Origin of the sequence: Devosia oryziradicis, assembly GCF_016698645.1 — a bacterium.
GTDB lineage: Bacteria > Pseudomonadota > Alphaproteobacteria > Rhizobiales > Devosiaceae > Devosia > Devosia oryziradicis.
On the sequence record NZ_CP068047.1, the window covers coordinates 2,135,335 to 2,150,530 of the forward strand.

Below are 15,196 nucleotides of genomic sequence, written 5' to 3' on the forward strand. Positions count from 1 at the left end.
ATTTGCTGTTGTTTACGGGACTACCGTCGTGCGGAACAAGCGGTTTCGGTTAGACACCGCTAACCGACGGGTTAGCCTACTTATGGCCGCGACGTCATAGCCCATGCTGTATGAGCGATCGTTGGCGAAATTGACTCCGCTTAAAACGAATGGGTAGATCCGACAAGCCAGCCAGGAGCACCGATAGCGGGCGTGACTGTGACTGGCTGGCCAGCCGAGTTCATCGCAACGGTATGGCGACAAACCGAGCGGGAATGCCATCCAGGTCTTCTTCCTCGGCCACTGGAGATACCACTGAGCCACGACTTAAACCGGCTCCGCCACCTCGCGCGCGAGGTGGCTCTCGACCATCTGCTCTGCCGAGTTTGCCGTCAACACCGTGGAGATGGCCTTGATATTCATTGGCGTCTCCGGCGATGCTGCATGAGCCAACTACCAGATTTGGATGAACGATGGACAGACGAGATCGCGGGGCGCTGCTGGCTCTGGTCGCAATAGTCGCCGGCATCTTGTTCGTTCAGTACCTTGAGTACCTGCCCCTGCTTCAGCCGGAAGCACACAAAGCTACATTCGCTGAGTGGCTGGGCACCCTCTTTGGCGGGCTGTCCCTGATAATTGCGGCTTGGGCCGCTTTCTTGTTGCTTGGAACGCTCCAGGAAACCAGACGCATTGGTCGAGCCCAAACCCGAGCATACCTCACGGTCGAGGGGGGCAGCATCGAGGTAGGAGAGAGAGCAATCTTCTATCGGTTCAGAGTGAAGAACGTGGGGCAGTCGCCAGCACTTCGCGTAAGGGTCCGTCTGGACGTGACCCTGCCCGCCCCACGACGGTCCGACGTCAGTTTCAAAGCCATTACGTCAACGCGGCCCGCGATAGCCGCGGGAAGCGCCGAAGAAAGCACTCACTGGTTCAACAATGCAGCAATGCCAGCATTTACGGGGACAACTGGTCCGTTTCCCGAGTTGCCCGAAGAGATCTTTGCAACGGTTCTGTCAGGTGAACGGCGTCACACGTTCATTTGGTGCACACTTGCATGGATAGACGTCTTCGGCACTGAGCAACATCAGAGCTTTAGCCTCACAGAGTTGACAGGGGATGCTTCCCCCCAGTCTAGCGCCCTACGCAGGGTGGAACTTGCGCCGGGCCAAACATGGAACTACAACGACAACGTTCGACCGACGTGATAGTTACGCACCGGCTTTGGTAAACTCCGTGCCTCCGGAGCGCGGTCAGAGATGCCGGCGCGATGTAAATGCGCGGCGGTTCGTTCGGGGCCCGGTAGGACACTTTTGGAACCTGCTGATATCCATGATCATGGTAGCCACGTTTGTGGCGCTGTGGCGCGCCGGCGCTATTTCTGGTTCGCTAGCCGGCGATCCGGCGATAGAGCCGGACCATGTTCATCTGCTCGCCCGGCAATTGCCAGTAGACGCGCGCGACCATGTCCTTGCGCTGTCCGCTGCGCACGACCTCGAGCTTGAGGGCTTCGCGCACTGCGTCTTCGGGGGTGCGAGCGCCGGTGATGAGGGTTTCCTTGGGGTCGATGACGTCGCCACGTATATCGACCACCCGATAGGTGATGGCCATTGCAGAATCCTTGTCCAGGTGCGGGCGGTTAGCACCTGGACCGGTGGGGCCACGTTTAACTTTGACATACCGGGCAGAATTAACCCGCGGCTATATCGTCAGCCGGCTCGTAGCCTAGCCAGTTGCGGCCGTTGTCGAGATTCCACACAGTGCCAGTGTTGCGGCTCATGCCGTTGACGAGAATGGCCCGGCTCGGCCACGCGTCTGCGGGCGCAGTCAGGGCCTTTTCCATCAGCGCAGCGAAGTCGCGGTTGGAAAGCCACATGCCGCGGAACCATGCCAGGCCGCGGTCCATCTCCTGCTGGTCGGGCAAGGTCGGGCCAATTCGCCGCCCGGCCCCGCGAAGATCGATGGTTTGGGGGCGGTTCTCGCCAGGTTGAACCCAGCCGATGCGGACGTTCACTCCCGTCAGTGCCGAAGCCGCACAGCGTGCCGCAACGGCCCGCTCCCCCATGAGCTTGGATGCGCCATAGGCAGTGGGGGTGCGATATTCGTATCCGTCGAAGTAGCGGGTGCCGGGCCGCGGCGGCGTATCCCAAGTGAGGGTCTCGCCTTGCGGCAGCGGTTCGTCCTTGTAACCGCCCATGACATGATTTGAAGAGGCGAAGACGAAGCGGCAGGCCTTGTGCCCGACATGCTCGAGCAGGTTGAGCGTCATATCAAGGCTCTGGGCTGCTTCGGTCCAGTTCGAATCCGGCGCTGGGCTCTGGGCGGCGAAATGAACCACCGCATCGGCCGCCTCGACCGGATCGATCCAGCTTCGATCCATCGGATCGCGCAGGTCCGCAGCGACGGCGCGAAACTTGCCGTTACTGGCAATGGGCGTGGGATCGATACCGGTGATCGCAGAGCACCACGACATGGTTTGCAAATGGGCGGTGAGCTTGCCGCCGAGATTGCCACTGGCGCCGGTAATGACCACGTGCATCAAAGTACCTCCTCAAATATATGGGAGGCTAGCAAAGGCCCGGCCGTCCGGAAAGGCGGCTATTCCGCCGCCAGCGGCAGCTTGTCCGTGTGGCGGGACTTGAGGCGGTTAAGCTGATGCGCGGCGTGTGCCAGCAGGGCGGTGCGCACCTGGTTGGCGCTGACCGAACCCACGTCGGCCTTGACCTTGAGGTCGAGGTGGTAGCGCGACAGGTTGCCCATGAAGCGCTCCTCGATGATCACGCGGACGACGCCGGTCACGCGGCCGGCAATCGTCTTGTGCGGCCCGTAATAGCGGACCTCGCACCCCTTAACCTCAAAACTCGCCCCGCTCGAAGACATGCACAGCCCTCCCGCTGCCGCCTTTCGGTCACAATTGGATCAAATGCCATTGCGCGAGCGGGCGCAAGCCGGATTCTTAGTCTTGTTAATGGATCGTTAATGAAATGATCCATGTCGAGTCGCCGGTGCGGCCATCATTGTGGACGCTGCCCTGTTGCAATTGGCGGCAAGTTTCTCTAGATAGCGGCATTCCAGCCGTGCGGGATTCCTGCGCGGCCTTTGGTTTTGCACCAAAACCCAAGAGTAGATTCGCCTATGGCCCGTACGAACCCGATCCAGTTCCTGCAGCAAGTCCGGCAGGAAACAGCCAAGGTTACCTGGCCGAGCCGCAACGAAGTCCTGATCTCCACGGTCATGGTTCTCGTGCTGGTTATCGTGGCGAGCCTGTTCTTCCTGCTGGCCGACCAGGTTATTTCCTGGCTGGTCGGGCTGATGCTTTCGATCCGCTGAGCGGCGGTAACGGACACTATATTCTGGGAGCGGCGACGCTTTATGGCCAAGCGCTGGTACATCGTTCAGGCATACAGCAACTTCGAGCGCAAGGTGGCGGAAGACATTCGCCAGAAGGTTGCGCAGAAGAAGCTCGAGCACCTGTTTGAAGACGTGATCGTGCCGACCGAAAAGGTCGTGGAGGTTCGTCGCGGTCGCAAGGTCGATGCCGAGCGCAAGTTCTTCCCGGGCTACGTGCTGGTGAAGATGGACATGACCGACGAGGCGTTCCATCTGATCAAGAACACACCCAAGGTCACCGGTTTCCTCGGTTCGGACAACAAGCCGATGCCGATCTCTGAAAAGGAAGCCCAGGCCATCCTGCAGCAGGTGCAGGAAGGCGTGGAGCATCCCAAGCCTTCCGTCTCGTTCGAAGTGGGCGAGAATGTGCGTGTGTCGGACGGTCCCTTCGCCAGCTTCAACGGCGTGGTGGAAGAGGTCGACGAAGAGCGCGCCCGCCTCAAGGTGGAAGTGTCGATTTTTGGGCGTCCCACACCGGTGGAGCTCGAATACGGTCAGGTCGAAAAGGTCTGACCGGAAACTTCAGGCAAGCAGCAAGAAATCTTGCGGCATGCATGGAGAAAACCCGTGGCAGGTGATGGTGCTTTGCCGGCATCAGGAAACCGCACCACGGCTCAACTGCCGATCCCGGCAAACAGAGGATAGAAAATGGCAAAGAAAATCGTTGGCTACGTAAAGCTGCAGGTGCCGGCTGGCTCCGCAACGCCTTCCCCGCCGATCGGCCCGGCCCTGGGTCAGCGCGGTCTGAACATCATGGAATTCTGCAAGGCGTTCAATGCCGCCACGCAGGAAATGGAAAAGGGCTCGCCCATTCCGGTCGTGATCACCGCCTATGCCGACAAGAGCTTCACCTTCGAAATGAAGCAGCCGCCGGTCACCTACTTCATCAAGAAGGCCGTCAACCTCAAGTCCGGTTCGAAGAACCCGGGCAAGGAATCGGCTGGCACCATCACGGTCGCCCAGCTGCGCGATATCGCGCAGAAGAAGATGAAGGATCTCAACGCCGACAATATCGACGCCGCCGTGTCGATGATCGCCGGCTCTGCCCGCTCCATGGGCATTCAGGTCGAGGGCTGATTGAATGGCAAACGTTGGTAAGAAGATCACCAAGGCCCGCGAGGGCATCGACCGCAACAAGCTCTACAAGCTCGACGAAGCCATCAAGATGGTGAAGGCGCGCGCCTCGGCCAAGTTCGACGAAACCGTCGAGATCGCCATCAACCTGGGCGTCGATCCGCGTCACGCCGACCAGATGGTTCGTGGCGTCGTGAACCTGCCCAACGGCACGGGCAAGACCGTGCGCGTGGCCGTGTTCGCCAAGGATGCCAAGGCCGACGAAGCTCGTAAGGCCGGTGCCGACATCGTTGGCGCCGAAGACCTGATGGAAGCCATCCAGGGCGGCAAGATCGATTTCGATCGCTGCATTGCCACCCCTGATATGATGCCGCTGGTCGGCCGCCTGGGTAAGATCCTCGGGCCGCGCAACCTGATGCCGAACCCCAAGGTTGGCACGGTTACCCCCGACGTTGCCGGCGCCGTCAAGGCTGCCAAGGGCGGCGCCGTGGAATACCGCGTCGAAAAGGCCGGTATCCTGCATGCCGGTGTCGGCAAGGTCTCCTTCTCGGAAGAAGCCCTGCTGCAGAACATCAAGGCGTTTACTGACGCCGTGCAGAAGTCCAAGCCCGCCGGCGCCAAGGGCACCTACGTCAAGCGCGTTGCGGTGTCCTCGACCATGGGCCCGGGCGTGCATGTGGAGCCGGCTTCGGCTCTCTGATGAAATTCCGGGCGGGTTTGCTCGCCCGGTAATTCAGCCAGAAGTGGAGCGATCCACCCACGGTTGAAAAAGTCCTGTCCGAGACTGCCGGTGCTGCCCATATGGCCAGCTTAATGCCGCGAGGCGCCAGCATAGATGGGGAGACAAACCGGATTTTGCCCGAACGGGCAGGGGACGGTTCGATCCTAGGCCGAACTGCCTTCGGGCACGAGGTTGGCAGGCACTCTAGTCGTCGATCCCAGACCACCGGGACCGACATTTGGCAATGGCCCGGAATGTTCCGGGTCAATTCGTGGAGACTGCAATGGAAAGAGCGGAAAAGGCTGAGCTCGTCTCTTCGCTCCAGGCTGCCCTCGGTGGCGCTGGATCGATCGTCGTTGCCCAGAACTCCGGCCTCTCCGTCGCTGCCTTTACTGACCTGCGCGTGCAGGTCAAGAAGGCTGGCGGACAGGTCAAAGTCGCCAAGAACCGCCTTGCCAAGCTCGCTCTGAAGCAAACCGACGTTGCCGACATCGCGGACCTGTTCAAGGGTCCGACGGTTATTGCGTACGCGGAAGACCCAGTGGTTGCGCCGAAAATCGCAGCTGCCTTCGCCGAAAAGAACCAGAAGTTCGTGGTTCTCGGCGGCGCCATGGGTGCAACCGCCCTTGATGCCAATGGCGTCAAGACGCTGGCCACGATGCCGTCCCTGGACGAACTGCGTGCCAAGCTGGCCGGACTGCTCGTGCAGCCTGCGGCCAACATTGCCCGCATCGTCAAGGAGCCGGGCGCAGGTATCGCCCGCGTCCTGTCGGCTCACGCAAAGAGCGAAGCGGCGTAAGGCCTCTTCTAACCAATCGAACCTGAACCCTATCAAGAGAGTACAAAAATGGCTGCTGATCTCGCCAAGCTCGTAGACGACCTTTCTGCCCTGACCGTCCTGGAAGCTTCCGAACTGTCGAAGCTCCTGGAAGAAAAGTGGGGCGTTTCCGCCGCCGCTCCGGTTGCTGTTGCCGCTGCTGGCGGTGCTGCCGGCGCTCCGGCCGCTGCCGCTGAAGAAAAGACTGAATTCGACGTGATCCTCGCCTCGTTCGGCGACAACAAGATCAACGTCATCAAGGAAGTCCGTGCCATCACCGGTCTGGGCCTGGGCGAAGCCAAGGCTCTGGTTGAAGCTGCTCCGAAGGCCGTCAAGGAAGGCGCTTCGAAGGCTGAAGCCGAAGACATCAAGAAGAAGCTGGAAGACGCCGGCGCCAAGGTCGAACTCAAGTAATTTCGACTTCTGCCTTGAAATTTGCGAAATGGCGCTTTATGTGCCATTTCGCATCCTCGTTTTCACGAGACGATTCGCCGGACCGATTGAATGGGTCCCTGGCGCCAATTTGCGGAATATATGACGATTTCGATGTCTGAGGCACGCTGACGTCCACGTGGCCCTATGGTTTGTCGACCATGGGGTGTTTGACGTTTTCTTGTCCGCCTTCCCCTGGCTCTGGAAGGTTTCAAGCATCGCTGAGCCCGAATGCACTGCCTAATCAAGGGCAAATATCCCGAGACCCGACGGCTGATGGTCGGATTTTTGGATATCTGCCTCCGAGACAAATCGCAAAGAAACAGGAGCTTTCATGGCTACCACGTTCAACGGCCGCCGCAAGGTACGCAAGTCCTTCGGTTCCATTCGCGAAGTCACGGAGATGCCCAACCTGATCGAGGTTCAGAAGGCCTCCTATGATCAGTTCCTCCTCGTGGACGAGCCCAAGGGTGGCCGTCCCGATGAAGGGCTTCAATCCGTCTTCCGTTCGGTTTTCCCGATCACCGACTTTTCCAACACGGCATCTCTCGAATTCGTGAAGTACGAATTCGAGCAGCCCAAGTACGACATCGAAGAGTGCCGTGCGCGCGACATCACGTTCGCTGCCCCGCTCAAGGTGACGCTGCGGCTGATTGTGTTCGAAGTGGACGAGGAAACCGGCGCCCGCTCGGTCAAGGACATCAAGGAGCAGGACGTCTATATGGGCGACATGCCCTTCATGACGTCGAACGGCACCTTCATCGTCAACGGCACCGAGCGCGTCATCGTTTCGCAGATGCACCGCTCGCCTGGCGTGTTCTTCGACCACGACAAGGGCAAGACCCACTCGTCCGGCAAGCTGCTGTTCGCCGGCCGCATAATTCCGTATCGCGGTTCGTGGCTCGATATCGAATTCGACGCCAAGGACATCGTCTATGCGCGCATCGACCGCCGCCGCAAGATCCCGGTGACGTCGCTGCTCAAGGCCCTCGGCATGGATGCCGAGGAAATCCTGCGCACCTACTACAACACGCTCGCCTACGAGAAGACCGACAAGGGCTGGCGCGTTCCCTACGATGCCGACAAGTGGAAGGGCGCCAAGCCGACCCACGACCTGATCGACGCCAAGACTGGTGACGTCGTCCATGAAGGTGGCAAGAAGCTCAGTGCTCGCCAGGCCAAGAAGCTGGCTGAGAACGGCCTGACGCACCTGCTGGCCGTTACCGAAGATCTCTACGGCATGTACATCGCCGAGGACCTGGTCAATCTCAAGACCGGTGAGATCTACGCCGAGGCCGGCGACGAGCTCGACGAAAAGGTGCTGACCAAGCTGGTTGACCTGGGCTTCGACGAGCTGCCGATCCTCGACATCGATCACATCACGATCGGTGCCTACATCCGCAACACGCTGGCCGTGGACAAGAACGAGACCCGCGAAGATGCGCTGTTCGATATCTACCGCGTCATGCGCCCGGGCGAGCCGCCGACCGTCGACACGGCCGAAGCCATGTTCCAGTCGCTGTTCTTCGACAGCGAGCGCTATGACCTGTCTGCAGTCGGCCGCGTCAAGATGAACATGCGTCTCGAGCTCGATGCGCCCGACACCATGCGCACCCTGCGCAAGGAAGACATCGTCGAGGTCGTCCGCACCCTGGTCGACCTGCGCGATGGCCGCGGCGAAATCGACGACATCGACAACCTCGGCAACCGTCGCGTTCGCTCCGTCGGCGAACTCATGGAAAACTCCTATCGCCTTGGCCTGCTCCGCATGGAGCGCGCCATCAAGGAGCGCATGAGCTCGGTGGAAATCGACACCGTGATGCCGCAGGACCTGATCAACGCCAAGCCGGCTGCTGCTGCCGTGCGTGAGTTCTTCGGTTCCTCGCAGCTGTCGCAGTTTATGGACCAGACCAATCCGCTGTCGGAAATCACCCACAAGCGTCGCCTTTCGGCGCTTGGGCCGGGTGGTCTCACCCGCGAGCGCGCGGGCTTCGAAGTCCGCGACGTGCATCCGACCCACTATGGCCGCATCTGCCCGATCGAGACGCCGGAAGGCCCCAATATCGGTCTGATCAACTCGCTGTCGACCTTTGCCCGCGTCAACAAGTACGGTTTCATCGAGACCCCGTACCGCAAGATCGTGGACGGCAAGCTGACCAATGAAGTGGTTTACCTCTCCGCCATGGAAGAGGCGAAGCACTACGTCGCCCAGGCAAACGTCCAGTTCAACAAGGACGGCACGCTCAAGGACGACCTGGTCGTGGCGCGCCATGCTGGTGACAACGGCCTGACCCCGAAGGAAAACGTCGACCTGATGGACGTTTCCCCCAAGCAGATGGTGTCGGTTGCTGCCTCGCTGATCCCGTTCCTCGAGAACGACGACGCCAACCGTGCTCTGATGGGCTCGAACATGCAGCGTCAGGCCGTGCCGCTGCTGCGCGCCCATGCGCCCTTCGTCGGCACCGGCATGGAAGCTGTCGTGGCGCGTGACTCGGGCGCTGCCATCGTCGCAAAGCGCAAGGGCATCGTCGACCAGGTGGACGCCACCCGTATCGTTATTCGCGCAACGGAAGAAACCGATGCGTCGAAGTCGGGCGTGGACATCTACAACCTGATGAAGTTCCAGCGGTCGAACCAGTCGACCTGCATCAACCAGCGTCCGCTGGTGGTTGTGGGTGACCATGTCAACGCCGGCGACATCATCGCCGACGGCCCGTCGACCGAACTGGGCGATCTGGCCCTGGGCCGCAACGTGCTCGTCGCGTTCATGCCCTGGAATGGCTACAACTTCGAAGACTCCATCCTGCTCAGCGAAAAGATCGCGATGCAGGACGTCTTCACCTCGATCCACATCGAGGAATATGAAGTGATGGCCCGCGACACCAAGCTCGGTCCGGAAGAAATCACGCGCGACATTCCGAACGTTTCGGAAGAAGCGCTGAAGAACCTCGACGAAGCCGGTATCGTCCATATCGGCGCTGAAGTGGCACCGGGCGACATTCTGGTCGGCAAGATCACCCCCAAGGGTGAATCGCCGATGACGCCGGAAGAAAAGCTCCTCCGCGCCATCTTCGGCGAGAAGGCCTCCGACGTTCGTGACACCTCCCTGCGCGTGCCGCCGGGCGATGCTGGTACTGTCGTTGAAGTGCGCGTGTTCAACCGCCACGGCATCGACAAGGACGAGCGCGCCATGGCCATCGAGCGCGAGGAAATCGAACGCCTCGCCAAGGACCGTGACGACGAACAGTCGATCCTTGATCGCAACGTCTATGCGCGTCTCAAGGAAATGCTGTTCGGCAAGGCGGCTACGGCTGGCCCGAAGGGCTATGTCGTGGGCACCAAGCTCAACGACCAGATGTTCGAGGCCCAGCCCCGTTCGAAGTGGTGGCAGTTCGCGGTCGATGACGACAAGGTCATGACCGAGATGGAAGCTCTTCATGCTCAGTATGAAGAGAGCCGCCGTCTGCTCGAGCAGCGCTTCATCGACAAGGTGGACAAGCTGCAGCGCGGTGACGAACTTCCGCCGGGCGTGATGAAGATGGTCAAGGTCTTCATCGCAACGAAACGCAAGATCCAGCCGGGCGACAAGATGGCCGGCCGTCACGGCAACAAGGGCGTGGTTTCGCGCATCGTTCCGGTGGAAGACATGCCGTATCTTGAAGACGGTACGTCGGTCGACATCGTGCTGAACCCGCTGGGCGTGCCGTCGCGCATGAATGTGGGCCAGATCCTCGAGACGCACCTGGGCTGGGCTTGCGCCGGCATGGGCAAGAAGATCGACGAGATGGTCCGCATCTACCAGCAGAAGGGCGACCTCAAGCCGCTCCGCAAGGAAATCGGCGAGCTCTTCGATGGTGACGAGACGGTTACCGATCTGGACGACGACGGCCTGATCCGCCTTGGCGAACACCTCTCCAAGGGCGTGTCGATCGCGACCCCGGTGTTCGACGGTGCCAAGGAAGCCGATATCGTCACGATGCTGGAACGTGCCGGGCTCAAGGGTTCGGGCCAGTCGACCGTTTATGACGGCCGTACCGGCGAGCAGTTCGATCGCCAGGTGACCGTGGGCTATATCTATATGCTCAAGCTCGATCACCTGGTGGACAACAAGATCCACGCCCGCTCGATCGGCCCGTACTCGCTGGTCACCCAGCAGCCGCTGGGCGGCAAGGCCCAGTTCGGCGGTCAGCGCTTCGGCGAGATGGAAGTGTGGGCTCTGGAAGCTTATGGCGCGGCTTATACGCTCCAGGAAATGCTCACCATCAAATCGGACGACGTTGCTGGTCGTACCAAGGTCTACGAAGCCATCGTTCGCGGCGACGACACGTTCGAAGCGGGCATCCCCGAGAGCTTCAACGTTCTGGTGAAGGAAATCCGCTCGCTCGGTCTCAATGTCGAACTCGACATGCGCGACGTGGGCGGGGACGACACCGGCCAGGCCGAAGCGGAGCTCGCACCTCCTCAGGAAGCGGCGGAATAATCCGGCACTTCCTACCCCCATTCACTTCCTGAAGGAGCGGGCCAGCGGCCCCTCCGGATGGAAAGAGGAGAGAATTGATGAATCATCATTCCCACGTCATGGACCCGTTCAACCCGGCCGTCCCGGTGCAGACCTTCGACCAGATGAAGATCTCCATCGCGAGCCCTGAGAAGATTCTCAGCTGGTCCTATGGCGAGATCAAGAAGCCCGAGACGATCAACTATCGTACGTTCAAGCCCGAACGCGATGGCCTGTTCTGCGCGCGCATCTTCGGCCCTGTGAAGGACTATGAGTGCCTGTGCGGCAAGTACAAGCGGATGAAGTTCAAGGGCGTCATCTGCGAAAAGTGCGGTGTGGAAGTCACCCTGAGCCGCGTCCGTCGCGAGCGCATGGGCCATATCGAACTGGCCGCCCCGGTCGCCCACATCTGGTTCCTGAAGTCCCTGCCTTCCCGTATCGCGCTGCTGCTCGATATGACGCTCAAGGACATCGAGCGCATCCTGTATTTCGAGAACTACGTCGTTCTCGATGCCGGCCTGACCCCGTTCACGACGCATGAGCTGCTGACCGAAGAGCAGTATCTCGACGCCCAGGACGAGTATGGTGCCGACAGCTTCACCGCCAAGATCGGCGCCGAAGCCATCCGCGACATCCTGCTCGCCCTCGATCTCGAGAAGATCGCGGCCGACCTGCGCGTGGAAATTGCCGAGTCCACCACGGAACTTAAGCCGAAGAAGCTCGCCAAGCGCCTCAAGATCGTCGAGCAGTTCATCGTGTCGGGCAACAAGCCCGAATGGATGATCATGACCGTCATTCCGGTCATTCCGCCCGAGCTGCGCCCGCTGGTGCCGCTGGATGGTGGCCGCTTCGCGACGTCGGATCTCAACGACCTCTACCGCCGCGTGATCAACCGCAACAACCGCCTGAAGCGCCTGATCGAGCTGCGCGCGCCTGACATCATCATCCGCAACGAAAAGCGCATGCTGCAGGAAGCCGTGGACGCGCTGTTCGACAACGGCCGCCGTGGCCGCACCATCACCGGTGCGAACAAGCGTCCGCTGAAGTCGCTCAGTGACATGCTCAAGGGCAAGCAGGGCCGGTTCCGTCAGAACCTGCTCGGCAAGCGCGTCGACTATTCGGGTCGTTCGGTCATCACCGTGGGCCCGAACCTCAAGCTGCACCAGTGCGGTCTGCCCAAGAAGATGGCGCTCGAGCTGTTCAAGCCGTTCATCTATTCGCGCCTCGAAGCCAAGGGCTTCAGCTCGACGGTGAAGCAGGCCAAGAAGCTGGTCGAGAAGGAAAAGCCCGAGGTCTGGGATATCCTTGACGAAGTGATCCGCGAGCATCCGGTTCTGCTGAACCGTGCTCCGACGCTGCACCGTCTGGGCATCCAGGCGTTCGAGCCGATCCTGATCGAAGGCAAGGCAATCCGTCTGCACCCGCTCGTCTGCTCGGCCTTCAACGCCGACTTCGACGGCGACCAGATGGCCGTGCACGTCCCGCTGTCGCTCGAAGCGCAGCTGGAAGCGCGCGTGCTGATGATGTCGACCAACAACATCCTGCACCCCGCCAACGGTCAGCCGATCATCGTGCCGAGCCAGGACATCGTTCTGGGCCTCTACTATCTCTCGCTGATGAACGAGGGTGAGCCGGGGCAGGGCATGGCGTTTGCTTCCTATGCGGAACTCGAACACGCGCTCGACAACAAGGTCGTGACTCTTCACACCAAGATCAAAGGCCGCGTGACCGCGTTCGACGAAAACGGCAACGAGACGACCGAGATCGTGGAGACCACCCCCGGTCGTATGCTGATCGGCCAGATCCTGCCGAAGAACCCGGCGGTGCCCTTCTCGACGGCCAACCAGCTGATGACCAAGAAGATGATCTCCAAGATGATCGACACGGTCTACCGTGGCTGCGGTCAGAAAGAGACCGTGATCTTCTGCGACCGCGTCATGCAGCTCGGCTTCAAGAATGCGTGCGATGCCGGCATTTCGTTCGGCAAGGACGACATGGTTATCCCGGCCTCCAAGTACACGATCGTGGAAGCCGCCCGTAAGCAGGTCGAAGAGTTCGAGCAGCAGTACAATGACGGCCTGATCACTCAGGGCGAAAAGTACAACAAGGTCGTCGACGCCTGGGCCAAGTGCGGTGACAAGGTCGCCGAAGAGATGATGGACGCGATCCGCAAGGTGCAGATCGACGAGGAGACCGGTCGTCAGAAGCCGATCAACTCGGTCTACATGATGTCCCACTCGGGCGCTCGTGGTTCACCGGCCCAGATGAAGCAGCTTGCCGGCATGCGCGGCCTGATGGCTCGTCCGGACGGCTCGATCATCGAGACCCCGATCACGGCTAACTTCAAGGAAGGCCTCAACGTTCTCGAGTACTTCAACTCCACCCACGGCGCCCGCAAGGGTCTCGCGGATACGGCGTTGAAGACCGCGAACTCGGGTTACCTCACTCGTCGCCTGGTGGACGTGGCACAGGACGCGATCATCGTGTCGGCTGACTGCGGCACCGAGCGTGGCCTGACCATGGAGCCGATCGTCGATGCGGGCCAGGTTGTGGCGTCCATCGGCCAGCGTGTGCTGGGCCGTACGGCCGCCGACGACATCTTCCACCCGCTGACTGGCGACATCATCGCCACCAAGGGTACGCTGCTGGAAGAAAAGCATGTGGACATCATCGAGGAAGCCCGGATCCAGTCGATCCGCATCCGCTCCCCGCTGACCTGCGACATGCGCCAGGGCACCTGCGCGGCCTGCTATGGCCGTGACCTTGCTCGCGGTACGCCCGTGAACATGGGTGAAGCTGTGGGCGTTATCGCTGCGCAGTCGATCGGTGAGCCCGGTACTCAGCTCACCATGCGTACGTTCCACATCGGTGGCACTGCACAGGTGGTCGACTCCTCGTTCCTGGAAGCGGGCGCGGAAGGCAAGATCGCCATCCGTAACCCCAACCTGGCCAAGGTCGAAGGCGGCAAGCTGGTCGTCATGGCCCGTAACGTGTCGCTGGCCATTCTTGACGCCGAAGGCAAGGAACGCGCCACCCACAAGGTGACCTACGGCTCCAAGCTGCTCGTCAAGGAAGGCGATCAGGTTCGCCGCGGCCAGCGTCTGGCCGAATGGGACCCCTATACCCGCCCGGTTCTCGCCGAAGTCGAGGGCGAGGTGGTGTTCGAGGACCTGGTCGACGGTGCTTCGGTTGCCGAAAACACCGACGAGGCGACGGGCTTCACCAAGCGCGTGGTCATCGACTGGCGCGGCAACCAGCGTGGCGAGGGCCTAAAGCCCGCAATCGCCATTGCCCGTGGCGGCGCCGTCCAGAAGGTGGAACGTGGTGGCGACGCCCGTTACCTGCTTTCGGTTGACGCGGTTATCGCTGTCGAGCCAGGCGAGAAGGTTTCGCCAGGTGACGTGCTGGCCCGTATCCCGCTGGAAAGCGCCAAGACCAAGGACATCACCGGCGGTCTGCCGCGTGTGGCCGAGCTGTTCGAAGCGCGTCGTCCGAAGGATCACGCCATCATCGCCGAGATCGATGGTACCATCCGCTTCGGCCGCGACTACAAGAACAAGCGTCGCGTCATCATCGAGCCGACCGAGGAAGGTGCAGATCCGGTCGAGTACCTGATCCCCAAGGGCAAGCCGTTCCACCTGCAGGAAGGCGACGCCATTGAAAAGGGCGAGTACATCCTCGACGGCAACCCGGCGCCGCATGACATTCTGGCCATCAAGGGCGTGGAAGAGCTTGCTCGTTACCTCGTCAATGAAATCCAGGAGGTCTATCGTCTCCAGGGCGTGCTGATCAACGACAAGCACATCGAGGTGATCGTTCGCCAGATGCTGCAGAAGGTCGAGATCGTGGATCCAGGTGACTCGGGCCTGCTCAAGGATGAGCAGCTCGACAAGCTGGACTTCGACGAGCTCAACGACGCGCTGGTCAGCGAAGGCAAGAAGCCTGCGACGGCCAACCCGGTGCTGCTCGGCATCACCAAGGCTTCGCTGCAGACCCGCTCGTTCATCTCGGCTGCCTCGTTCCAGGAAACTACTCGCGTCCTTACGGAAGCGGCCGTTTCCGGCAAGGCCGACCTGCTCGAGGGTCTCAAGGAGAACGTCATCGTCGGCCGCCTGATCCCGGCTGGTACCGGCGCCGGCATCTCTTCGGCAAGGCTGATCGCGTCCAAGCGCGACGACCTGATCCTGGACGAACGTCGCCGCCAGGCGTCGACCGTGCAGATCCCGGCACCGGCCGCCGAGTGAGCCTTGGGAAATATGTGATTGGGAAGGGGCCTTCGGGCCCCTTT

At 60.9% G+C, this 15,196-nt stretch carries 11 protein-coding genes; 8 read left to right on the forward strand and 3 right to left on the reverse strand.

Features of this window, described 5'->3' with window-relative positions; all coding sequences use genetic code 11:
• Positions 1-1,365 precede the first annotated feature (1,365 nt).
• The 3 genes from JI749_RS10665 to JI749_RS10675 all read right to left on the reverse strand — a co-directional run bounded on the left by JI749_RS10665 (position 1,366) and on the right by JI749_RS10675 (position 2,856).
• On the reverse strand, positions 1,366-1,587 hold the full coding sequence (locus JI749_RS10665) for a hypothetical protein (RefSeq protein WP_201653301.1): 222 nt from the start codon (positions 1,585-1,587) through the stop codon (positions 1,366-1,368).
• 79 nt (positions 1,588-1,666) lie between these two features.
• Positions 1,667-2,515 carry an NAD-dependent epimerase/dehydratase family protein gene (locus JI749_RS10670; RefSeq protein ID WP_201653304.1) on the reverse strand — a complete coding sequence of 283 codons (849 nt, stop codon included), beginning with the start codon at positions 2,513-2,515 and terminating at the stop codon, positions 1,667-1,669.
• Positions 2,516-2,574: 59 nt separating this feature from the next.
• Positions 2,575-2,856, reverse strand: coding sequence for a hypothetical protein (locus JI749_RS10675; protein WP_201653307.1), 282 nt, complete (start codon positions 2,854-2,856; stop codon positions 2,575-2,577).
• A 255-nt stretch (positions 2,857-3,111) separates the two neighbouring features.
• Here JI749_RS10675 and secE point away from each other — a divergent pair, with 255 nt between their 5' ends.
• From secE to rpoC, 8 genes are all read left to right on the forward strand, one after another.
• On the forward strand, positions 3,112-3,306 hold the full coding sequence (gene secE, locus JI749_RS10680) for a preprotein translocase subunit SecE (RefSeq protein WP_201653310.1): 195 nt from the start codon (positions 3,112-3,114) through the stop codon (positions 3,304-3,306).
• Positions 3,307-3,348: 42 nt separating this feature from the next.
• Entirely contained in the window at positions 3,349-3,879 is a 531-nt protein-coding gene (gene nusG, locus JI749_RS10685; RefSeq protein ID WP_056251191.1) for a transcription termination/antitermination protein NusG, read from the forward strand.
• Between the two features lie 135 nt (positions 3,880-4,014).
• Positions 4,015-4,443 (forward strand): 50S ribosomal protein L11, encoded by a 429-nt coding sequence (gene rplK / locus JI749_RS10690; RefSeq protein ID WP_201653313.1) that lies wholly within the window; start codon positions 4,015-4,017, stop codon positions 4,441-4,443.
• 4 nt (positions 4,444-4,447) lie between these two features.
• Positions 4,448-5,140, forward strand: a complete 693-nt coding sequence (gene rplA / locus JI749_RS10695) for a 50S ribosomal protein L1 (RefSeq protein WP_201653316.1) — start codon at positions 4,448-4,450, stop codon at positions 5,138-5,140.
• 304 nt (positions 5,141-5,444) lie between these two features.
• The gene (gene rplJ, locus JI749_RS10700; RefSeq protein ID WP_201653319.1) at positions 5,445-5,960 is read left to right on the forward strand and encodes a 50S ribosomal protein L10; all 516 of its coding nucleotides are present in this window, start codon (positions 5,445-5,447) and stop codon (positions 5,958-5,960) included.
• A 48-nt stretch (positions 5,961-6,008) separates the two neighbouring features.
• On the forward strand, positions 6,009-6,392 hold the full coding sequence (rplL, locus tag JI749_RS10705; RefSeq protein WP_201653322.1) for a 50S ribosomal protein L7/L12: 384 nt from the start codon (positions 6,009-6,011) through the stop codon (positions 6,390-6,392).
• A gap of 352 nt (positions 6,393-6,744) precedes the next feature.
• Entirely contained in the window at positions 6,745-10,890 is a 4,146-nt protein-coding gene (gene rpoB, locus JI749_RS10710) for a DNA-directed RNA polymerase subunit beta (protein WP_201653325.1), read from the forward strand.
• A gap of 77 nt (positions 10,891-10,967) precedes the next feature.
• Positions 10,968-15,152, forward strand: coding sequence for a DNA-directed RNA polymerase subunit beta' (gene rpoC / locus JI749_RS10715; RefSeq protein ID WP_201653328.1), 4,185 nt, complete (start codon positions 10,968-10,970; stop codon positions 15,150-15,152).
• Positions 15,153-15,196: the final 44 nt, after the last annotated feature.